Below are 22,596 nucleotides of genomic sequence, written 5' to 3'. Positions count from 1 at the left end.
GTACTGAGCGAGTTGTGCCGAGCGTTCGCGTAGCGTCTCGTAGAGAAGTCCAGGTAAGTCGTAAAGCCTGCGGCATAGCAACTCTTAGAGAGGCTACGCGTAGCTTGCTTCGACCTAAGAGTACGCTTGGGCGCAGCCTTTGGTAGAGAAGTATTGAGCATGGGGAAAGCTTTTAAGTTTTGACCTTTAAGTAATTTATTAAAAATTTAAAAATGGGAAAAACTGAAGTAAGGTTTTACGTATACGAAGCAAGAAAACCTGATCCCGAATTTTGGGGTCTAGTTTTGGGGGCGGGGCAAGTTGGAGCTGCGCTTGTAACTCAATATATTCGGCAGCTGTTAGGAAACTTCCATCAACAGGCGATCGCGCTTCTATGATAATCTTAGTGCGTAATATTTCTTCTGGTGTATCCTCTGGTGGTGGTAATGCTATTACTGCTGATTCCCAATAAGCATTTAATACAACAAAAGTTGCAATAATTACAATTAAGCACAGTAATTTTGCTGTTTTTCTGGCTTTAACTCTCCCCATGCCCAATTGCCAAACTTATAAATTTTTCCAATAAAAATCTGGCAACATCAACAGACATCACCAAGTCTCTCCTAATACAGAATAGACTACAGGGAATGCTCTTGAGCAATTGCCAGCGATCGCGATGAATTGTTTTGCCCTATCAAAACTAAGGAGTCTAAGCCATTTCAAATACTAAATCAGAGAAGTACTTTGCCCACAAGATGGCTTAGATTTACAGAACTCAAATCCTTTTGATGTGAAACAAGGTTCGGTCAGCCGAGAATTTCAGGTGGACACATGGTTGAAGAGGTAACCCTCATAACCAGTGTCCTTTACTTGCTGCCCTACTTAGCTGATATTTGAGCCAACTCCAGTTCCTGATACACTGATTGATGCCTTATTTAGGAGTAGCTGCGGGAGTAACTGCCGGAGTAACTGCCGGAGTTGCAGCAGGTGCATCAGTTGGTTCACCTGTAGTACCACCTGGAGTAGTAGTACCAGTACCGCCACCACCGCCTTCACAGGCTCCGAGAACTGTAGCCAGACTTAACATTACAGCCAAACCAAAGATTTTTGTTTTCATAACTCCTCTTTCACCAATTGTGGCTAGAACAATTTTTCACCTGTTGAATACGATACCGTATTTATTGCTTTTTTTTAATATTGGGAGATTACATACTAAAAAAAACAATCTTTTGGGGTATTCTTTTTCGGATTAGGCATCATACAGCCATCTGATTAGTTTCTCTTAACTTGAGAGGAAAACGGAAATTACCGAATTTTCTAGCAAACCAAGCTATCATAGCAAAAAATTTTATTTTTTTCTGAAGTATTGCACCTTGCTACCCTGCATTGCCATACTTTAGGTGCAATATCTAAAAGGCAATCCGTCCAGTTGCTAATCGCTAATTGCAAGATTGCAATATCTAGAGGATGCAAACATTGCTATAGCTACCTATTAGCACATTTAAAAGGGTGTAGTCTGTTGATGTGTACTTGTTGCACAAAAGGGAATTTTAACCTAAGCAAAAACAGGCAATTAAGACAATCAATCTAAAGTACAGTATTTCCAATCTAAAAAAAATTATGGTAATTGCTCGTAAATCTCCTGTTTCTAAAAAGGGTACTTGGTTCCGGCGAGATTCTATCCTTTCTTTAGGGAGGCGACCCTCTGCGCGTACCGAATCAACAGCACAAAGCTCTCCTACACCAACTGCCCAAGCTGCACCAGTATCCTCTCAAAGACGACAGCGTTCCTCGAAAAATCTAGCGGTTTCTCCCACAAATGAGGCAGTTATACCCAAACAGGTGAAAGAGTTGGGTAGACAACAACTGCTAAATCTCAATGAGCAGTCGAGTAGAAACCAGAAAACTCCAAGGGTAGGTTTTCTTCGCCTTCCCATAATGCCTAATTCTGGAGCGGCACCTTTATGGTTGCTACGCTTGTACACCTTTCATCGTTATTCGACAGTTTTGGCGTTCTTGTTAGTAGCATCGACACTTGCTGTTTACGGCTGGACGGTATATTCTCAAGAGCTTTGGAGTAAGTCATATAGCAGACTGCAAAAACTCCAACGTCATGAGCGGCTGTTAACGACAACCAACGCAACACTGACAAATAAAATGGCTGAGGAAGCAGAACAATCAACAACAGGGCTGGTATCGCCGACTCCTCAAGGGATGATTTTCTTGCCTCCTGCATCTCATAATCCTAAGCCAGCATCGTCTAACACAACGCCAAATTCTCAAACGCAAGAGCAAACACTCTCGCCATTGGGATATTAAGGTTAGGAGTTGAGAGTAACTAATTTTTGATTCCGAAAAGCAATTTGCTACTGAGTAAGGCAATGCAAAAATCACCAAGCAGAACAAAATTCAGAAAGTTTCGGAATTCAGCATTCACCAGGCGACAAAAGGGTTCTAAACGAGGGTTTTTGGGGAGACTTGCCTCTAGTATCCAAGACCAAACATCCAACACCAAATCCCGACTCTTTGTAGTATGGGGTCTATTAATGGCAGCAGGGTTAGGGTTGGGTGTCAATTTGTATAACCTACAAATTGTCAAGGGGCCAAAGTTAACGCAGCAGGCACGAAACCAGCAAATGGTGAATTTGCGACCTTTTATGCCCCGTCGCCCGGTGGTAGATCGCAATAGTAATCTGTTGGCAATTGACCGTCCAGTATATATTTTGTATGCTCATCCCAAGCTGTTTGAGAAATCTAATGAAGAGATAGCAGAGCGACTTGCCCCAATATTGGCAAAAGATACTGCTGACTTGGTGAAAACTTTTCAAAGCAAAAAAAGCGGAATTATACTTGACCCAGCTCTGCCCGAAGAAATTATTGATCGCGTGACTGCTTTGCGCTTAAATGGCTTGGAGTTAATTCAAAAATACTCCCGATTTTATCCGCCAGACGATTTGGTTTCTGATGTGGTGGGCTATGTGAATCTTGACCGTCGTGGTCAAGCAGGGGTGGAATACTCTCAAGAGAAGTTACTAGAACGTCCTGTGCAAACAGTGCGGCTCAGTCGCGATGGTACTGGGGCGCTGATGCCGAATCATGCGCCCGAAGGTTTTTTGCATTTTGATGATTTGCGATTAAAACTCACTATTGATAGCCGTCTGCAACGAATTGCCCGCGTTGCGCTCAAACAACAGATGGAAAAGTTTGACGCTAAACGTGGGGCGGTAATTGTCATGGATGCGTTGGATGGTTCTTTACTCGCCCTCGTTTCTCAGCCTACCTATAACCCTAATGAATATGCTAAAGCTAATATCTCGCTATTTAAAAACTGGACGGTGGCGGATCTTTATGAACCAGGATCAACTTTTAAGCCTTTGAATGTGGCGATCGCTCTAGAAAATGGCGTCATTAAACCAGATGATATGTTTAATGACTCCGGTTCTGTTCGAGTAGCTAATTACACCATCAAAAATGCGATGAATAATGGTTATGGGCGAATCAGCATCGCTCAGATTTTGCAATATTCCAGCAACATTGGCATGGTGCAAATTATCCAACGCTTAAAGCCTTCAATCTACTACAACTGGCTAGAACGCTTAGGGTTAGGACAAAAAGTTGATACAGATTTACCTTTTGAAGTTGGTGGACGGCTCAAAAGTCAAGAAGAATTTATCGCTTCACCAATTGAACCAGCTACTACTTCCTTTGGACAAGGCTTTTCTATGACACCGTTACAGCTAGTGCAAATGCACGGTGCTTTAGCTAATGGCGGTAAGTTGGTCACACCTCATGTGGTGCAGGGGTTGATTGATACTAAAGGGCAAATGCATGATTCACCCACTCGCACCATCCCACGCCAAATTTTTTCAGCCGCAACAGCCCAAAAGGTTGTGGAAATGATGGAAACTGTTGTTGATGAAGGCAGTGGGAAGCCGTCACAAATTCCCGGATATCGTATTGCTGGTAAAACTGGTACAGCCCAAAAAGCTAGTCCTAATGGTGGCTATATCAAGGGTGCTAGAATGACCAGCTTCGTGGCCATTTTGCCAGTGGAATCTCCTCGGTATGTAGTGTTTGCACTGGTGGATGAGCCAAAAGGAGAAAGTGCCTATGGTTCTACTGTTGCCGCCCCAATTGTAAAGTCGGTGATCGAAGCACTGATTCCTCTTGAGGAGATTCCGCCAAGCAAGGCAATCGAGGAACAGAAGAAAGCGCCGTAGGGAGTGGGGGGCAGGGGGAGCAGGAGAAGAAGCAAGGGAGCAGGGAGCAGGGAGCAGGGGAGAAGAGTTTTCCCCTCTGCACCCCGCACCCTGCCCCTCTGCCTCTTTCCTTTGTTCCTCTAGACTTAATTTTTCTTTATAACCAAAGAAAGAGGTACAGAAAGCTACTCGTGTGGGAAGTTAAGTACTAGAGAGAAACTAATTTCTCACTTTTCCAAAGCTACCGAAGATTCCATGCAAAGTAATTTAGTTATATTTCCTAACGCTGGGGCTGCGAAAAACAGCATGCAAACAGAAGAGGGAACGATTACCAAGTACGACCGTGCTGAGGAGCAATTTATAGAACTGCTAGCAATGGAGGATTTGGATCATCAACTAGATGTAAAACCTGCAATAGCTAGTGAGTTTGAACAGGCGCTCTCAAGGGCAATTCGCGCCGCCTATAAAAACGATCGCTTTGATGAACAGGCTCACCGTTTTCTCCAACGGATACTTTATCGGATTAATCGGCTAAAGCTGTTTTGGTACGACGATTTGCGGCACTATACGAATGAGCGATCGCTTTACTTGTGCTCATGTCGTGACCAAATTGAAGCTGCTTGGCAAAAGTGGGAACTGGCACAACTAGAAGATGTGGCTGCACTACAACAATTGGATGTAAAACAAGCGCTAATTGAGCGCACATCTGCCGATTTAGATCCGCTTTTGTCGGAGAGTAGCCGCTACATTCGTGAGGAAATGACTGAAGCTGGTTACCGTCATCTGCTAGCGATCGGCTCCTTTGATGGCTTGGTTGAAGCTAGTCATCTTTCCCGCATTCTAGGCGGTGTTGCTAATGAAGTCCAGTGTACGCTGATGCGAGTGTTAATAGAAGAATACGGTAATGGTCGTTTATCTCGCAAGCACTCTACATTTTTTGCTCAAATGCTTGCTGAGTTTGGAATGAACACTGAACCGGAGGCATATTTCGATTTAGTACCTTGGGAAGTTTTGGCTTCTACTAATCATAATTTTTTGGTAACTGAACGCAAACGCTATTTCTTGCGTTATAGCGGCGGTTTGACCTATTTTGAAGTGGCTGGCCCTGCGGTTTACAAAAATTATATGATGGCGGCGCAACGACTGGGACTCTCAGAAGTAGCGGTGGGTTACTGGGAACTACACATCAGGGAAGATGAACGCCACGGACGTTGGATGTTAGATGATGTAGCTTTGCCATTAGCAGAGCGATATCTCAATGATGCATGGGAATTAGTCCTTGGGTACGACCAGCAGAAATTCATGAGTGATCGCGCAGGTGGTGCTGTTGTGCGATCAATACGTAAAGCAGAACAAGCTGGCTGGCTGATCTAAGAAATCTAAAACAATTAGAAATTAAAAAATGCCAGATTCTTTCTGACGTTTATAATTTCACATTTCTAAATCATTGTATTGCTAATCTATCTACAATCCAATTTATTTAGTAAGGGCTTCTTTACTAAAGGAAGGGTTATTTATTTACTTGATATTTAAGATATTAAATAACCTCTTATTACATTGATTATACCTTACACATTGAAGTGCAGTCAAATGAAAGATATCTTTTTTTGTCCTGAAGAATCTAATTTTTACTCAAACTGTTTAGAAAATTTTGTTCTCAGAAATTGTAAAAATTATGAATCTATTGTGGAGTTTGGCTCAGGAGATGGCAGTCCTGTAATTAATTCATTATTAAGAAACAACTTTGATGGCGTAATCCAGGGATTTGAATTAAATACCTCTGCATGGAAAGTTGCAAATTCAACTATCGATGAATATAATCTCACTAATAAATATATAATTCATAATTCATCTTTGTTTAATTCTTCTCAACCAGATGCCGAGTATCTTGTAGCCAATCCGCCGTATCTCCCTGCTCCAGATAATGATATTTATATGCCACTCTTATTTGGGGGCGTGGATGGAGCCACAGTTACCAACGATCTTTTGTCGTTAGGTTACGAAAATGTGTTGGTTTTAATATCTAGTTTTTCTAATCCAACAAGTACGCTGAACCTAGCAAAAGAAAATGGATATTGTGTTCAAAATTTCATGGTATTACCTTTACAGTTCGGCTACTATAGCTCTGATCCTAAGGTAAAAAACCACATAGAAGAACTCCGAAAAAACAACATGGCATTTTATTCTGGCGATTATTATTTTCTAGCTGGGGTTTTATTTAACAAATGCCAGGATTCTGTAGTTGATTTATCTAATCAATTGGCTCAGGTTATGACTAGCTTGTGAAAATTGAGAACAACTTATCGGTGCTATCTCTAGGAACCAGCAAATTTTTATAAATGTCAACTGCCTATGTATATATTTAGCAATATCCTTAAACATGATAAAGTCATTAAATCTGCATAGGTGCGCTTGCTTCTCCAAAAAGAAACTCCAGAGTACCTGGAGGTTTCTGTAGGTCTGAATAAGCAAGCGTTCAAAAAACACTAAATAACGGAACTTTAATCTCGTAGGGTGCGTTAGTGATTGTGTACTAACGTACCCTAAATTAGTAAATACAGATTAAATAAGTCCGTATTTTCAAGTAATAGCTTTATTTACTTGAAGCTTTTGTTGTATAGCTGCACTCCTAGAGTTACGTTTGCGCTTGAGTGCTGCAAATAAAGTTACAACAGCACCGAACGACAAAATAGGAACGCCTGAAGTTGGTTCAGGTACAGAGATAGATGAGGTTGGCGTCAAGAGGAAGGCGCGTAATTCACCATTAACTGCACCACGACCGACAATTTGTCCATTATTATCAATGGCAGATGCTGCCGTCAAGGTAAAGCCAGCGTTTGAACCAGGAGCAATCAAGTCATTTAAGTCGTACAGAGTGTTATCACTATAAAGAAAAGCCCGCAAACCATTGCCATCTGGTGCAAAAAAGTTATTGTTAGTGCCAGAAAATCCGACTACTTGACCTAAATTATTGATCCCCGTAGCAAGACTGAACGAATCTGGAGGACTTAACCTACCGAGGCCTTGGAGTTCCGTACTGGAACTGTAAATAAAAGCACGACCATCATCTACTCCAGTGAGTCCTGAAGTACCAACTACTTGTCCTAAGTCATTAATATCATTTGCTTGGCTGTACCTGTCACCTGGCAAAGTTCCCAAGTTAGTAGTTTGGCCGTTTTCGTAGAGAAAAGCTGTGTTTGAATTGAGAATGCCTACTACTTGTCCCAAGTTATTTAAACCGTAGGCAACAGTACCAGGAGTTCCTATACTGGTTGCTATACCATCACTGTATAAAAAGGGGCCAAGTTCAACTGCTCCCCCTACTACTTGGGTGCGATCGTTAATGGCATAAGGAATAGCGTCTTGGATAGGGAGGGGTTGGGTGATGCCATTGCTATATACGAAAGGGTTATTTCCAGTAAAGTTATTATTACCAACCGAATTACCAACTACTTCCCCCAAGTTATTGATACCACTTACTCCAAGTCCACTATCCCCAGGCAGGGGACTAATTTCTTGAAGTGAACCATTGCTGTAAAAAAAAGAACCCCCCAAAGAATTAATGGCTACCTCACCTGAGTCATTGATGTCTGTAGCGTAACTGAAGGCTTCTTTTGTAAGACTTCCTAAGTCAGTAACTGAGTATAGAGATACCGCCAATGCAGACTTAGATGCAGTAAGACTGATTGCGGTTAAGGTTATTGCTGTTATACAGGATTTCCACTTAAGTAAAAGCATCTTACTTTTCCGTAATTTTCTATTCCCCTAATAAGTTATCACCGAACAGTAGGGTGGTAAGCTGCCGTATCTGGGTAGTCGCTAAATCCGCCATCAACACCTAAGCTAAAAAGAACAGCAAAATTATACCTTCCGCGACTTTTAAAACATCCTCTAAAGGTGCGTCCGGTTTTTGCATTCAGATAACTTATTTTAGTTGCGGTACTATAAAACTCCGATTTGATTTTTGAAAACATACTGAGACTGAAAAGCCCGTTTTATCAGGGTTTTATCTGAAATATTGTTCAAAAATGAGATATGAGTCCTATAGAACACCGATTCATTAATCAGACAGAAACAGAAGTAACCTGAGTAGGGTTAGTAAAAATTTTGGACATGAATGCAAGGTTATGAACAACGGCGGTACGACGAAGGTCAAACAAGTTCTTGCGACAACCAACATAGCGCAATACGGTTCAGTTAAGGCTGAAAGACTGATTAGTGATATAAAATTTAAGAGCTTCAACTGGTTGTCCAGTACCTCTGTGTGTTGGGTTTTTAGAACGAAACTTTGATACAGGTTTTTTCACAACTCTGGGGTTATTACGTAAAACTCGTTCAGGGGATGGGCCAGGCTAGGGTGGGATCAGAAATTAAGAGGAGCTAAACGGTTGAAAATAAAAGCGAAACAACACCGATCTTAGCCAGTTTCTTCGGTGGAAGACGTGGGGAGTGATAGGATTGCTCTGACTAATTCCTCTGGCTCTACAGGTTTGGCAATATGGCGTTGGAATCCGGCAGCGATCGCCCGTTGTCGTTCTTCCTCACTCACATAAGCGGTCAGCGCGATGGCTGGAACTTCCCTTCCACTCAACGAACGCACGTGCCGAATCAACCAGTAGCCGTCTGCTTCTGGCATTCCAATATCGAAAATCAGCACGTTGAACCGATGGGGATCTTCTTTGAGCGCGGATAGGGCTTCTCTGGCCGATGCCACGACCCGCACCTCAGCCCCGTACTGTTCCAACACAAACTCAAGTAGCTCACGGGTATCGACTTCATCATCAACCGCCAAAATCTGCAAGCCTGCTAAAGAAAGACCCAGATCGTTTGAACGATCGAATGCCGTCGGCTCTAGATCCCCGGACGGTGTAGGCTCTGGGGGTGGCTCGCGCAGGGGCAACCTGACGGTAAGCGTTGTTCCTTGTCCTTCACCTGGGCTGGCTGCTTGCACTGTGCCGCCATGCAGTTCAACAATATAGCGCACAATCGAGAGTCCCAGACCTAGACCTGCCTTCGCTTTCGTGGTGCTGGAATCGCCTTGACGGAAGCGATCAAAAATATAGGGCAACAAATCGGCTGAAATGCCCTCTCCAGTGTCGGTCACTTGAATTTGAGCCTGCCCTTGGACAGCCTCCAGCGTAATCTCAATGCGTCCATTCGGTGGAGTGAACTTAATGGCGTTTGACAACAAATTCCAGAAAACTTGTTGCAAGCGATCGGCATCCCCGACGATGGTTTGAGAACTCAACTGAGTCACGATTTGAATGGTTTTGGCTTCGGCGGATAACTGAGCGGTCTGGATCGCAGCTTCCACCACAAGGCGCAGATCGAGCAAGTGGGTGCGGAGATTGAGCTTGCCGCTGACAATCCGAGAGGTATCTAAAATATCTTCAACGAGCTGGGATTGCGCTCTGGCACTCCGCTCAATCACTTCTAAAGCGCGAGCGGCAGTTGCTTCATTCAGGGTACGGGCGCGGAGCATCTGTGCCCAACCCAGCATGGCGTTGAGGGGATTGCGGAGTTCATGCGAGAGGTTTGAGAGAAATTCATCTTTGATTCGGTTGGCATCTTCCGCTATCTGACGGGCTGCCTGCTCCACTTCAAATTGCTTCCGCTCGGTGATGTCTGCGATCGCCAGCAAAATCATGTCAGCGTTGTCCTCTCGTCGCAGCTTGCAGGCATTGAGCAGCATCGTTTTGTGCCCAATCTGCTCAAAATAATGATCTACCTCAAAGTTCTGAACCTGCCGATCGTCGATCGAAACCTCTTCCAGAAGCGATCGCAGTTGGGGAATATTCCACTGTCCATTGCCTAGCTCAAACCACAAAGATTGCTTGATTTCAGATTCAGAAACCTGAAACATATCGTAGAACGCTCGATTGACCGTCTTCACTCGTAGCTCGGCATCCAGCACCACTAAAGGGGTTTGCACCGTCTCGACGATCGCTTCTGCGTAGTTCCGCTCCGCCTCTAAGATCGCTGCATGGCGTTTAAGCGCGTCGATATCGAGAAACACCATCGTCACCCCGTCAATTTGGTTTTCGGTTGTGCGATAGGGACGAATTCGCAGGGAATACCAATAGCCAGATTGTGTTTGAATTTCTTGTTCTCTGGTGTTGAGTGTCTCCAGCACCTCTAACGTCATCAATTCTAGGTGAGAAACGTCAAAATCGGTGCGGAAGTCGTTAAACGGACGTCCGACATCGGTGGAAATGAAGTTAAACAGGCGCTGGGCAGTGGGGGTGAAGCGGCGAATTCTCAAATCATTCGTCAGCATCAAGATCGGTACGCTGAGGCTGTCAATAAAGTTGTTCAGGTCGCTATTGTCTCGGTTTTGTTGCAGATTGCGGTTCCGGAGTTCTTCGTTGGTGGTGGTGAGTTCCTCGTTCGTTGCTTGAATCTCCTCTTTAGCTGTTTGGAGTTCTTCATTGGTGCTTTGTAACTCCTCGTTGCTCGACAAGATTTCTTCGTTTGCCACTCGCAGGCTTTGGTTGAGATAGTTGTGTTGCTGAATCACTGCCTGCAAATGCGCTTGTGCTGAAAGCTCTCGTTGAGTTGAGGCTGACAGGGCTTGACGCAACTGAATGATTTCACGCTCCAAATCTTCGGCTCCCTGGCGTTCAACTGAAGTGGAAGTAAAGGGAGTGGCTGAAAGTGAAACCGCTTCAAAAACGACCAAAAAATACAGCTCGTTGGCGATCGTCGGTTGGAAGGGAATCACTTCCAGATTGAGGCAAGTTGATCGCTCACCCAATTCAAGCTGAATTTGTTCTTGTCGAACCGAGGTGTTTTGGGTTTGAGCTTGATAAAAGGCAGTGCGAAGCGGCATCACCAAGCCTTCCCGTGCCATCATCAGCAGGTTTAAGTCAGTGGTTCCGACAGGCAGTTTCAGGTAGGGATCGGTGTCTCCGCGCAGGTGGAGAATGTGCATTTGGTCGTTCACCACGACGGACACTGGCGCGTAGCGATTTAAGATGAGTTGATCGACTTCTCGCGCTAAATCAAAATTATTGGTAATGGTCTCAACGACTCGCTGCTGACTCTCGCCGATGACCACGGGATAAGAACTGGTCGTGAATGAAAATAGCGTCCGAGTCAAGGTCAATTTGCGAGTGTAAATTTTGGCGGATTCGTGGACTGAGGTAAACAAGTTTGAGGCAGCCTTGACGCTTTCGGAAGTGCCCAGCATCAAAAAGCCGGTTAATTTAAGACTGTAATGAAAGAGGGACAAGATGCGCTCCTGCAATGCATCTGATAAATAAATCAGCACGTTGCGGCAGCTAATCAGGTCAAGGTTGGAGAACGGCGGATCGCCCCCTAAATTGTGTCGGGCAAAGACACACAGTTCCCGGAGGTTGCTGCTAATCTGATACCCCCCGGATATAGGAACAAAGAAGCGGTTGAGCCGATCGGGTGAAACTCCTCCAAGCTGGTTTTTTAAGTATAAGCCTGCCCTGGCTTTGTTGAGCGCCGCTTCGCTGATATCGGTGGCAAAAATTTGGATCGGCGGCATCGTGGCCCGATCGCTGAAAAACTCTAATAAGCAAATGGCGATCGAGTAAACTTCTTCCCCCGTGGAACACCCTGCGACCCAAATCCGTATCGAAGTGCTAGCCATTTTGTTTTGGCTAAGGGTGGGAAGAACCTGCGTTTTTAACTGCTCAAAGGTTTCTGGATCGCGGAAAAAACTAGTGACATGGATCAGAATCTCTTCATACAATGCTTGAACTTCAGCCGGGTGTTTTTGCAGATACTGAGCATAATCCTCTAAGCTTTCGAACTTATACAACAGCATCCGACGCTGCATTCGGCGAGCGATCGTCGTGGGTTTGTAAAGCGTAAAGTCAATGCCAGTCGTGGTTCGCAACAGCGCAAGAATGGTTTCCAGGGCATCGCCGGGTTGGGGCGACTCCTGTACGATCTGGATCTGAATCGCCTCTGAGCGGTGTAAATAGGGACTACGACTGAGTTTTGTCAATTCTGTGGCAATAGCTGGCGGCGGCAGCACAAAATCCACACTGCCAGTCGCAACAGCGGTATTCGGCATCCTATCAAATCTGGCGGTTGCTTCACATTGAGCAAACGTCACACCGCCCGCCTCCTTAACCGCTTTTACCCCCTGCGACCCGTCTCCATCCATGCCTGATAGAACGACTGCGATCGCTTTGTTCCCCCGATCCACTGCTAAGGAGCCAAAAAATACATCTCCAGGTGCATAGTGACCCTGAATTTTCTGGCGTGGAGCGAGATTGAAGATGCCGTCTACCAGCGTCATCTGAGCGTTGGGCGGAATCACATAAATCTGATTTGGCTCAACCACCATCTGGTCTTGCACTTGACACACGGGCATTTCGGTAAATCTGCTTAAGATTTCGGACAGCAGACTTTCGTAGTCGGGAGACAAATGTTGAATCAGCACAAATGCCATGCCTGTATCCGTCGGCAAGTGACGAATCAGGTCTGTGAATGCCTCCAGTCCCCCGGCAGAAGCAGCGATCCCTACCACCGGAAAAGGAGCATCGGTTTTAGCGAGATGCTCCAGGTTCATGGGTTCAGAAGTGTTAGCTTCAGGTGAATTTTCGGGGGGGGGAAGTCATGAATAATACACACACTACTGTTTATTCGAGAATTAAAAATTGCGGAACTAAAGATTTTTCGGAAAATACTGTGTCAGCAAACGGTGAGCTATTTCGCGGTCTGCTTCGCTGCCAAACTGACTCATTTCGAGCGCCAAAGCGTTCAGTTGTCGCAAGGCTAAGGGCATTGGCTTGGCGCGATCGTTCTCCCAACGGTTTACGGTTACTAATGTCACACCGAGTTTGGCAGCAAATTGCTCTTGAGTCAGCCCACACGAGGCTCTCAATTCACGGACAAGTTCACTTATATCAGCAGCCGGGGGGTTAGCTTTAGGCATTGTCAACGACATAAATTACCTTCGTCAAACATTAGCGAATGATGCGTCATCTAGTTATTATTTAACACGTCAAAAAGCTAAGGTACATCCACCTTTAGGAATTCACTCGTCCCCACTTGCAGGACTTGCATACGTCTTTTGGGCCGTTGCAGGTATCGCTGTCTCTATCGCTTTCAGCAAATCCTGGCTTTGTATCTTTTGCGACAACAACGAGAAATTTTTGAGATGCACTACAGTTGACTTTCAGTGTTGATTACAACCCTTAATCTACACAACTTTGGACCTTAACTGAACCGTATTGCAACATAGCGAGCCTGTTCACGCTGCCTACCTCCGGTTGTTTCAAGCTTTATCATTGCCAGGTTTAATTTTCAGTGCTTGGTCGTAAGATGCAACAACTTCCTTTTCTCATAGCGTTGTAGTTCATTTAATGCAATTCCTCTACCTTGCCAGTCTTCTGAATCTTGGGGGGTAAGTGCGATCGCTCGATCAAAATCTGCTTGTGCTTGCTGCGCTTGGTCAATTTTTTGGCAAGCCAATCCTCGCCATACTAGCGCCAAAATGTAGTTTGGCTTAATTCTCAAAGCTTTGTTCAGGTATTCAATAGACTCGTGGTATTGTTCCAGACGATAACAAGTTAGACCCAACCCATAACTTACTTTGGGGTTTTGCGGTTCTAGTACAGCAGCTTGCTGAAAAATCTGTAAAGCTGCTTGGTACTCTCCCCGATCCAGTTGGTTGTGTCCTTGTTCTAGTAAACTTGCTACGTTAGGATTTGGCATTATTACCCAAAGTCCATTAAGTAAGTTTGACTGATATTATAACTTCTTGGCTGAGTAAGAGGCTGTTTATAGCAGGACTTACGCAGTATCACCGCATAAGTCCTGTTTATCAAACAACAGACCCTTGTTTAGGTTGACGCACCGGACGCTTGCGATCGCTTCGACGAACGCCCCCCGCCATTTTGTACTCATCGCTATTTTTGCCATACTTTGCAGCTACACTGAGTAACATGTGTTCTGTTAGTTCCATCAGCGACTTTTCGGTAACTTCTAAGGCTTCCTGAGTCATATCCACGGTGGAAAGGCTTGAGTTATAAGCTTCCAACTTGTCTTGTGTTGTTTTGATAAGGGTTGCAAAGGCGTCAATTGTTACCCCATTCCCTAAGTCTAAGCTGGGACTGATCGATTTCAAAGCCGCAATCCGACGCTGCGCTCTATCAATTACTTTAGACCCGCGTTTTAGACGTGACATAAATCACCTTTCTGTTATTAATAATGCGCCAGGATAAAAACTGACTTCTACCCTAGACTGTACAGCACTAGGATAAACAGAATTAGGGTTATTTGACACCCGCATAATTCAGTACAAATTGACTTATTTACTACAAATATTTAAAATGCTTTTGCGTAAATTCTTGTAGGTTGCCCGAATTCAATAAACGGCTGCCCGAATTCAATAAACGACTACCCGAATTCAATAAACGACTACCCGAATTCAATAAACGACTACCCGAATTCAATAAACGACTACCCGAATTCAATAAACGGCTACCCAAATTCAATAAACGACTACCCGAATTCAATAAACGGCTACCCAAATTCAATAAACGACTACCCGAATTCAATAAACGGCTACCCGAATTCAATATAGGAACTTATACAACAATACGGTTCGGTTAAGGCAAGAGACGCGATAAATCGCCGTCTCTACAAAGGGCTGATTCTTGTAAAGACGGCGATTTATCGCGTCTTTGGATCTAGGGTGTGTCATCAAAAAACCTTATCCGAACCGTATTGGGAACTTATAGCAATCTTATTTGAGTTGTGAAAATTTTTGTTATGGTCGTCCTTGGTCAGTTGTGATTACAAAAGACAAATGACTAATGACATCTTCACGCCTAATTCTATGTAAAAATACTTAAATTACTATTAATAGGTATAAAATAATACTATATATTCAAATAAGAAAGGCGATCGCAGACTCTTGGCCGAGGGCGATCGCCTTTCATTTAACCCCTACAATTGGAGTCAACTATGATGATGACACAAGAAAAAAAGTTCGCCAAATCACAACAAAAGCAGTATTTACCTACCCAAGGCAACAATGCGCCCCTATTGAATATATCTGACCAAAAGCCATTACCAAAAAGAGAACCGATTAAACATTTATTAATTGGTTCACCAAAAGCCGTTACCAGCACAATTCACTTGTTGCAAATTCTTGGTTATGCCAACGTTGGTGATTGGAGTACCCTACTACCAATAGGTAATCCAGATGAAGTCATGAGTATTTTAAGCCGTCAGATTTTGGTGCAATAACAAGGTTTTACCCCACCCTAACCCTCCCCTTTATAAGGGGAGGGAACTAGATTTCTTTTTCCCACCTTTATAAGGGGGGATTAAGGGGGGTAATTCGACGGTGAGCAATGATAATTGAAGAATTACGTATTAAATTTTTAACCATGATTGCGTGCCATTTGTAATTTTGTAAGTTAAAAATTAAATATTAATTTAGGTGGGTATATGACAAGTAATAACATTGAGATTGTTTTCAGTTTTGATACAACTGGGAGTATGTACCCTTGCCTTACTCAAGTACGGCGAAAAATCAAAAATACCGTTACCAGACTGATAGACGAAATTCCCTTAATTAAAATTGGGATTATTGCTCATGGTGACTACTGCGACGAAGGCTCAACTTATGTCACCAAAATATTTAATATATCCGGTGATGTTGATGCTATCTGTGATTTTGTGCAAAATGTCGAACCTACTGGTGGCGGAGATGCACCAGAATGTTACGAATTGGTATTACATGAATCCCAATCTTTATCTTGGTCAAAGTCAGCAACAAAATCACTGGTTTTGATTGGCGATGATATTCCCCATCCTCCAGCACACAATCCTAAAAAACTGAATTGGCGCAAAGAGTTAGATAAATTAGCTGAGGCAGAAATTACAGTTTACGGAGTTCAAGCACTCAATCGCCCTCATGCCACTCCTTTTTATCAAGAACTTGCAGAAAAGTCGGGCGGTTTTCATATCAACTTAGATCAGTTTTCGTATATTAGTGATTTATTTTTAGCAGTTTGCTACCAACAATCTTCTAACGATCAGCTACAAGCTTATGAACAAGAAGTAATTGATCAAGGACGTATGAGCCGTGGGTTAAATAAAATATTTAACACCATGATGAACCGGGAAGCAACATCCTATTACGAATCGGCTGATTTACGGGCAGTTTCTCCGGGGCGTTTCCAGATTTTAGAGGTTGAACAAGATATTTCAATTAAAGCCTTTGTATTAGAAAATGGTTTGAGTTTTAAAGTTGGGCGGGGTTTCTACGAATTTACAAAAACAGAAACTATCCAGGCTCAAAAAGAAATTATCTTAATGGATCGGGCAACGGGTGATTTATTTGAAGGAGGTGCAGCACGAGAAATGTTAGGTCTACCGATGGATGCAACGATTCGGATTAAACCGAGTAACCTAGAAAAGTATGTTGTGTTTGTCCAAAGTACCTCTGCTAATCGTAAACTGATTGGCAAAACTCGATTTTTATATGAAGTCGAAGACTGGGATCGCTAAATCCAAACGACTATAAGTCACGGCTACCCAAACAAAGCCTGCTTATGCAGGCTATTCTATTCGCTACGTATTTTGTAATAAGTCTAATGACCCAGATTAAGCCGGAAGTAAAACGTACAGAAGAACTGCGCCAGTTATTGCAACAAGCAAGCTTCGCTTATTACGTTTTAGATGCTCCAATTATGGAGGATGCAGTTTATGATCAGCTATATCGAGAATTGCAACAACTGGAAATTCAATATCCAGAATTGGCAACTCCCGATAGTCCGACTCAGCGTGTGGGTGAGAGGCCAGCAACGCAGTTTACCTCGGTGCGGCATAATATCCCCCTGTACAGTCTAGAGAATGCATTTAATATCGATGAGTTGCAAGGGTGGGATCAGCGTTGGCGGCGACAAGTACCGAAAATAGACTCGGTAGAATATGTCTGTGAACTCAAAATTGATGGTTCTGCTTTGGCTCTTACCTATCAAAATGGCATTCTAGTAAGGGGTGCAACTAGGGGTGATGGGGTGACGGGTGAAGATATCACCCAAAATGTACGCACAATTCGCTCAATTCCTTTGCGTTTGAATTTTGAAGGGTCAGAAATTTTAGAAAGGGTAGAAGTACGCGGCGAGGCGTTTTTACCGTTGGAAGTATTTAAACAAATTAACGAGGAAAGACAAAAAGCAGGTGAGCAATTATTTGCCAATCCTCGTAATGCCGCAGCTGGTACACTCAGACAACTAGACTCGCGCATTGTCGCTAAACGACGGTTAGATTTCTTTGGCTACACCTTGCACATTCCTGGTAGAGATGACGCCAGTATTGCCAATACCCAATGGGAAGCATTGGAGTTATTGGAAAAGATGGGTTTTCGAGTCAACCCCAATCATAAACTGTGTGCCTCGATCGCAGAAGTGGCAAAATATTATGAATACTGGGATACGGAACGGCTGAATTTACCCTACATGACTGATGGGGTAGTAGTAAAGCTGAATTCTTTTAAACTTCAAGAACAGCTAGGATTTACCCAGAAATTCCCTCGCTGGGCGATCGCTCTAAAGTACCCAGCCGAAGAAGCACCCACTCGTGTAGAAAATATTGCTGTAAATGTCGGACGAACGGGAGCATTAACGCCGTTAGCAGAAATGCGCCCTGTGCAACTGGCGGGGACAACAGTTTCTCGCGCGACTTTACATAATAGCGATCGCATTACTCAATTAGATATTCGCATTGGTGATACTGTCATCGTCCGCAAAGCTGGAGAAATTATCCCAGAAGTGCTGAGGGTACTAAAAGAACTTCGTCCCTCTGATACTGAACCTTTCATTATGCCCACCCATTGCCCAGTCTGTGGTCAACTAGTGGTGCGAGAATCAGGTGAAGCGGTAACTCGGTGCGTCAATGCTTCCTGTGCAGCGATTCTCAAAGGTTCCATTGAACATTGGGTAAGTCGTGATGCCTTAGATATTAAAGGCTTGGGTGAAAAGCTGGTACATCAACTCGTTGATAAAGGTTTGGTGCATTCCGTTGCCGATTTGTATGAGTTGACAGCAGAGAAATTGTGTGCCTTAGAAAGGATGGGGAAAAAGTCGGCAGAGAAATTGATAGATGCGATCGCTCAATCGAAAAACCAACCTTGGTCGAGAGTATTGTATGGTTTAGGCATTCGTCACGTTGGCAGTGTGAATGCCCAATTGTTAACTCAAAAATATTTCACTGTAGAACAGTTAGCGACAGCAAAGCAATCAGATATTGAAGGAATTTATGGTATTGGTGCTGAAATTGCCCAATCTGTGTATCAGTGGTTTCGGATTGATGCCAATCAAAAGTTAATAGAACGCTTACAAGCAGAAGGATTGCAATTAGCTGCCACAGAGGAAACAAAAACAGTTGGTGATGGTAATCAAAAGTTTGCAGGTAAAACTTTTGTAGTTACAGGTACATTGCCAACCTTAAAGCGAGATGAAGCGAAGGCTTTCATTCAAAAAGCTGGTGGCAAAGTGACTGATTCTGTGAGTAAAAAAACGGATTATTTGGTAGTAGGAGAAGATGCGGGTTCTAAATTAGAAAAAGCGCTTTCTTTAGGAATTACACAATTAAGCGAGGCGCAGTTGTTGGAAATGCTTGAGAATTGATATGTATCTGTTAAACAAGTCAGACTTATATTAATGTTGATGTCGTTTACTAAATAAAACCAATGACTGAACAAAAACCCGTAAGCCCCTGGAACTACAAACCTTGGTGGTGTCAGCCCTGGTCTATAGTTCTCACAGGTGTAACCCTGATTAGTGGTAGCTGGTTACTATTTAAAACTATCTGGCTAACAGTTCTCATCTCCATTCCTGTAATAACATGGATGGGATTTTTTGTATTGTTTTGGCCACAACTAATGATTCGCAGTGGCATTTTGGAGTCGTATAAGGAATAATTTGAGCTTGATGTGTTACTAGAAATTTGTCCAGGGAGAGAAAATTATTCCACGCAAAGTTACGTGCAGCAGAAGAGAGAACTTCATTTAACAATTCATCCTACTGATGTAACGCTTTCCCTGGAATAATTTCCAATGTATTTATCAGGTAGCAGGTAAGTCTTCTTCCGGCAAGATTTCATCTATGCTGAGTACCCACGGTATACCTTTGTCAGATGGAGGGCTAACAGTAATTCTACCTCTGTTAGTAAATCTTTTTAACATATCGGTGAATTTGGGAACAGTTCTCATAATGTTCTGATAACTTTCTATATCAGGACAAATCATGATTAATATCAGAATCCCACTATTAATTTTGAAATACCAATGGCAACTTGACAACAAAATGCGCGTGATGCGGTCACTTGCTAAGAAAAAGTTTTTTTTCGTTGCCTCTTCGAGTTGTCTAAACAGTATTTCACTCACTTGAATTGTCAGATTTGAAGGCAAATCATCTGGAGATAGGTAGGGCTGACTCATAAGATTTTCCTTTGCTTTAAGACGTTAACAAGCTGAGGGGTTTGCAGGATTAATATTTAATATTACAGAACATTCCAGTTCTCATGATTCTTGCTTTTGCGTCACAATCCACATCAAATCTAACCACAATTGAGGATAAGCCTTCTTAAGCTGCAATTTGGGGTCGTGCAATAGATTTGTAGCATTCAAGCAAACAACTTCAACTAGACCAAGATATTCTGCCACTTCTATCAGTAAATCTTTTTCTGCTACTACAGCAGCAATCAGTCTGTCAGGACAGTAAATCCTTATATATTTGGCATGAGCAATATACGCTCCTTTTGAGCGAGAATTTAGCACTTTTACATAACAGTGGCGTAGTGTTGTCCACGCTCTTGGGTGAGCTTGCTCAATAATAAGGGTAAATTGTTGGGCTAAGTCTTCTTCGGTAATCATTACTCTCTCCATTATTATTGTGCTAAAAACTGTAGTTTTTTCTCATCTCTGCACAGTATTACTATGAGTAAAATTAACAATTTTTAGTTTGGGTAAAATTTGCCCATGCAGCAGAATTTTTTGGTAAGTTTTCTACGGCTTATGTTACTTTCCTATCAAGCATCAAAGCTGAAACCGATTAATAAAACTGTATCAATCGCTGCTTTGTACCAAATTAATTGGTATACAGCCAAGTTACTGAAAACAGAATTAAGGAGCCAGAATACCTCTTGTGCAAGTGGCAGATGAATCAGAGCAAAAACTTTTGCACATCGCAAGAAGATTTGCGATATTTATGATATTTTAGTTTTAGAGGGAATCAAAAGTGCGATCGCCACCGGAAAGGGCGGGTATGCCATCGCACAAAAAGTCTTTGATAGGGGAAAACTCTGCATAAATTTGAATTCTTGCTGTAACTATTCTTAAGGCTTGAGCAACCATTTCAAATTCTGTGACAACAACTGATAATGCTTAGGTCAAAGTTTTCCAGGCTTTGAGTTTCTCTATATCGGTTCATCTCTGCGTATAATCGCAGAGATGAACGGGACTGGACTGCAAAGTTAAGTGATCGCTTCCACTACACGCGATCGCTCATGAACCAACAGACTCAACAACCAATTGTAGGATAAATCATCATGTCCGACGACAAAATTAGACAGATTGCTTTCTACGGTAAAGGCGGTATTGGTAAATCTACCACCTCCCAAAAAAGTCAACTTTTGACCAGGAACTCTGACAGTATAATAAGTTTTGATAAATTTTAGAGTATATTAATAATTTTCAACCTGGGTTTGGGCAAAAGACCTTGTAAGCATCTGCATACTCAGGGAATTTGCACAGTGAAAGCTAGGCTGACATGAACAATAGAGCAAACCAAAGGCATGAGGAATACAATATACTACAATATTTCTGTATATTCAACCGAATGTTGATTTTTGTTGCAGAGATGTTTATATCACGCAGCCCTGATGCTGGAGAGGTAACCCTGCGGTTGTTGCAAAATTTTCATACCAGACTTTCCTGGCTAAAGCTCAGACATTTATTTGTAAAAACGCCAGCTGTTCCTTGTGACTTTTCACGTCATCTGGAAAAGTTAAAGCGAAACCTAACCCCCCAACGCCTAACCTTTGTAGGGAATGGGGAGAATTCAAAGCTTTTCCACGAAAAGAGGAAAGGTTTGGAGAGAGGTTTTCCAGATCCGGTCAAAAGTCAGATTCCTCTACCTGAAAATGAAACAGAAAGGCTCAAAATATTAGCGGACTATAATATTCTAGATACACTACCTGAACAAGCATTTGATGATATAACTGCTCTTGCTGCCTACATTTGTAAGACTCCAATTGCTTTAATTAGCTTAGTTGATGCCGATCGCCAATGGTTTAAATCTAAGATTGGACTAAAAGCTAAGGAAACACCCAGAGAGTGGGCTTTTTGTGCCCATGCTATTCTTCAACCAGAAGATATATTAGTGGTTCCCAACGCCATCAAAGACGATCGCTTTACTAACAATCCCCTAGTCAAAGGTAATCCTAAAATTCGTTTTTATGCTGGTGTCCCGCTAGTTACGCCCAATGGTTTTCCTATCGGAACGTTGTGTGTAATCGATACCATTCCTCGTTGTTTAAGTTACCAGCAGTTGGATGCATTGCGCCGCCTAACCCGGCAGGCGATCGCTCAGATCGAACTTATGCAGGAAGTTCGCAACCGTAAACAAGCAGAGATTGAAGGAAGGCAGTTATCGCTGACCGATGAACTAACAGGTTTGCATAACCGACGCGGCTTCTTCCTGATGGCTGAACAACAATTAAAAATTGCTCATCGTATAAAAGCGTTGTGCTGGGTTATCTTCATTGATTTAGATGGGTTAAAACAAATTAACGACACCCTTGGTCATGACATAGGAGATGCTTTGATTGTTGATGCTGCTCGATTACTCAAGCAAAGTTTTCGGAACTCGGATATTGTCGCCCGCTTGGGCGGAGATGAATTCATTGTTTTCATCTCCAGTTACTTTAAGGACGCTGATAGTATTCAAGCGTGTCTGCAAGCAAATATCGCCAACTTTAATCAACAGCAAAAACGTAGCTATGAACTTTCGATGAGTATGGGGATAGAGCGTTACTCACCAGAAAGCAATATGTCACTAGAACAACTAGTCGCCAAGTCTGACGAATTAATGTACGCTCATAAGCGCCTCAAGCGGCAATCTATTGCATGAAGGAGACGGGGATCAGTTCTTCTCTAGGAAATAGACAGGCAGGGTGGTTTCATACAACGAGAGAAAAACTAAAACTGGGTTTTAAAGCCTCTCTCCGTTTCGGGGAGAGGTTTGAAGAGGGGTAAAAATCTATGGTTATACATGAGAAATCAAGACTTATGTATTTTTATTTTTTCGTATGAAACCACCCTGTCTCTGGGAAATAGACAGGGGGTAGGAGGCAAGAGATGAAACTCTTTATATCTGATGCGTGAGTCCTGTATTTTGTAATTTATTTACTTGCAATT

At 43.0% G+C, this 22,596-nt stretch carries 19 protein-coding genes and 2 pseudogenes; 10 read left to right on the top strand and 11 right to left on the bottom strand.

Going from position 1 to position 22,596, the window contains the following annotated elements:
• Positions 1-198: 198 nt before the first annotated feature.
• Both H6G26_RS08065 and H6G26_RS08060 read right to left on the bottom strand, forming a co-directional pair.
• Positions 199-531: a hypothetical protein gene (locus H6G26_RS08065; RefSeq protein ID WP_190728753.1), complete on the bottom strand. Its 333-nt coding sequence runs from the start codon at positions 529-531 to the stop codon at positions 199-201.
• A 379-nt stretch (positions 532-910) separates the two neighbouring features.
• A complete protein-coding gene (locus tag H6G26_RS08060) occupies positions 911-1,096 on the bottom strand; it encodes a hypothetical protein (RefSeq protein ID WP_190728752.1) in 186 nt (61 codons plus the stop codon).
• Between the two features lie 503 nt (positions 1,097-1,599).
• On the opposite strand from H6G26_RS08060, the gene H6G26_RS08055 reads away from it, so the two are divergent.
• From H6G26_RS08055 to H6G26_RS08040, 4 genes are all read left to right on the top strand, one after another.
• On the top strand, positions 1,600-2,298 hold the full coding sequence (locus tag H6G26_RS08055; protein WP_190728751.1) for a hypothetical protein: 699 nt from the start codon (positions 1,600-1,602) through the stop codon (positions 2,296-2,298).
• A 62-nt stretch (positions 2,299-2,360) separates the two neighbouring features.
• The gene (locus H6G26_RS08050) at positions 2,361-4,199 is read left to right on the top strand and encodes a penicillin-binding protein 2 (protein ID WP_190728750.1); all 1,839 of its coding nucleotides are present in this window, start codon (positions 2,361-2,363) and stop codon (positions 4,197-4,199) included.
• A 234-nt stretch (positions 4,200-4,433) separates the two neighbouring features.
• A complete protein-coding gene (locus H6G26_RS08045) occupies positions 4,434-5,552 on the top strand; it encodes an iron-containing redox enzyme family protein (protein ID WP_190728749.1) in 1,119 nt (372 codons plus the stop codon).
• A gap of 216 nt (positions 5,553-5,768) precedes the next feature.
• Positions 5,769-6,464 (top strand): SAM-dependent methyltransferase, encoded by a 696-nt coding sequence (locus H6G26_RS08040; protein WP_190728748.1) that lies wholly within the window; start codon positions 5,769-5,771, stop codon positions 6,462-6,464.
• A 294-nt stretch (positions 6,465-6,758) separates the two neighbouring features.
• Here H6G26_RS08040 and H6G26_RS08035 read toward each other — a convergent pair whose 3' ends face one another.
• The 6 genes and pseudogenes from H6G26_RS08035 to H6G26_RS08015 all read right to left on the bottom strand — a co-directional run bounded on the left by H6G26_RS08035 (position 6,759) and on the right by H6G26_RS08015 (position 14,346).
• Positions 6,759-7,916 carry a DUF3466 family protein gene (locus H6G26_RS08035; protein WP_190728747.1) on the bottom strand — a complete coding sequence of 386 codons (1,158 nt, stop codon included), beginning with the start codon at positions 7,914-7,916 and terminating at the stop codon, positions 6,759-6,761.
• 679 nt (positions 7,917-8,595) lie between these two features.
• Positions 8,596-11,124, bottom strand: coding sequence for an ATP-binding protein (locus H6G26_RS44220; protein WP_347242445.1), 2,529 nt, complete (start codon positions 11,122-11,124; stop codon positions 8,596-8,598).
• Between the two features lie 195 nt (positions 11,125-11,319).
• Positions 11,320-12,726, bottom strand: a pseudogene (locus H6G26_RS44215) (chemotaxis protein CheB); the annotation flags it as partial.
• A 96-nt stretch (positions 12,727-12,822) separates the two neighbouring features.
• Positions 12,823-13,104 carry a helix-turn-helix transcriptional regulator gene (locus H6G26_RS08025; protein ID WP_190728745.1) on the bottom strand — a complete coding sequence of 94 codons (282 nt, stop codon included), beginning with the start codon at positions 13,102-13,104 and terminating at the stop codon, positions 12,823-12,825.
• A 359-nt stretch (positions 13,105-13,463) separates the two neighbouring features.
• Positions 13,464-13,874 carry a tetratricopeptide repeat protein gene (locus tag H6G26_RS08020; protein ID WP_190728744.1) on the bottom strand — a complete coding sequence of 137 codons (411 nt, stop codon included), beginning with the start codon at positions 13,872-13,874 and terminating at the stop codon, positions 13,464-13,466.
• A gap of 109 nt (positions 13,875-13,983) precedes the next feature.
• The gene (locus tag H6G26_RS08015; protein ID WP_190728743.1) at positions 13,984-14,346 is read right to left on the bottom strand and encodes a hypothetical protein; all 363 of its coding nucleotides are present in this window, start codon (positions 14,344-14,346) and stop codon (positions 13,984-13,986) included.
• Between the two features lie 785 nt (positions 14,347-15,131).
• Between H6G26_RS08015 and H6G26_RS08010 the strand changes: the two genes are divergently transcribed.
• The 4 genes from H6G26_RS08010 to H6G26_RS07995 all read left to right on the top strand — a co-directional run bounded on the left by H6G26_RS08010 (position 15,132) and on the right by H6G26_RS07995 (position 19,098).
• Entirely contained in the window at positions 15,132-15,413 is a 282-nt protein-coding gene (locus H6G26_RS08010; protein ID WP_190728835.1) for a hypothetical protein, read from the top strand.
• A gap of 204 nt (positions 15,414-15,617) precedes the next feature.
• Complete coding sequence (locus H6G26_RS08005) at positions 15,618-16,682, top strand: vWA domain-containing protein (RefSeq protein WP_190728742.1); 1,065 nt, start codon at positions 15,618-15,620, stop codon at positions 16,680-16,682.
• Positions 16,683-16,768: 86 nt separating this feature from the next.
• Complete coding sequence (ligA, locus tag H6G26_RS08000) at positions 16,769-18,805, top strand: NAD-dependent DNA ligase LigA (protein ID WP_190728741.1); 2,037 nt, start codon at positions 16,769-16,771, stop codon at positions 18,803-18,805.
• A gap of 62 nt (positions 18,806-18,867) precedes the next feature.
• On the top strand, positions 18,868-19,098 hold the full coding sequence (locus H6G26_RS07995) for a DUF6737 family protein (protein WP_190728740.1): 231 nt from the start codon (positions 18,868-18,870) through the stop codon (positions 19,096-19,098).
• 144 nt (positions 19,099-19,242) lie between these two features.
• On the opposite strand, the gene H6G26_RS07990 is transcribed toward H6G26_RS07995, so the two are convergent.
• The 3 genes from H6G26_RS07990 to H6G26_RS43715 form a co-directional block, all read right to left on the bottom strand.
• Positions 19,243-19,617 (bottom strand): hypothetical protein, encoded by a 375-nt coding sequence (locus tag H6G26_RS07990; RefSeq protein ID WP_190728739.1) that lies wholly within the window; start codon positions 19,615-19,617, stop codon positions 19,243-19,245.
• Positions 19,618-19,698: 81 nt separating this feature from the next.
• Positions 19,699-20,052 (bottom strand): hypothetical protein, encoded by a 354-nt coding sequence (locus H6G26_RS07985; RefSeq protein ID WP_190728738.1) that lies wholly within the window; start codon positions 20,050-20,052, stop codon positions 19,699-19,701.
• A gap of 348 nt (positions 20,053-20,400) precedes the next feature.
• Positions 20,401-20,532, bottom strand: a complete 132-nt coding sequence (locus H6G26_RS43715) for a hypothetical protein (RefSeq protein ID WP_277883777.1) — start codon at positions 20,530-20,532, stop codon at positions 20,401-20,403.
• Between the two features lie 194 nt (positions 20,533-20,726).
• On the opposite strand from H6G26_RS43715, the pseudogene H6G26_RS07980 reads away from it, so the two are divergent.
• A pseudogene (locus tag H6G26_RS07980) lies at positions 20,727-20,804 on the top strand (hypothetical protein); the annotation flags it as partial.
• A gap of 233 nt (positions 20,805-21,037) precedes the next feature.
• Complete coding sequence (locus H6G26_RS07975) at positions 21,038-22,309, top strand: sensor domain-containing diguanylate cyclase (protein WP_190728737.1); 1,272 nt, start codon at positions 21,038-21,040, stop codon at positions 22,307-22,309.
• Positions 22,310-22,596: the final 287 nt, after the last annotated feature.

This window comes from Nostoc sp. FACHB-888 (assembly GCF_014696655.1).
Classification (GTDB): Bacteria; Cyanobacteriota; Cyanobacteriia; order Cyanobacteriales; family Nostocaceae; genus Nostoc.
Note: the sequence above shows the minus strand (reverse complement) of the source record. Positions and strands in the feature narration are given on the sequence as shown.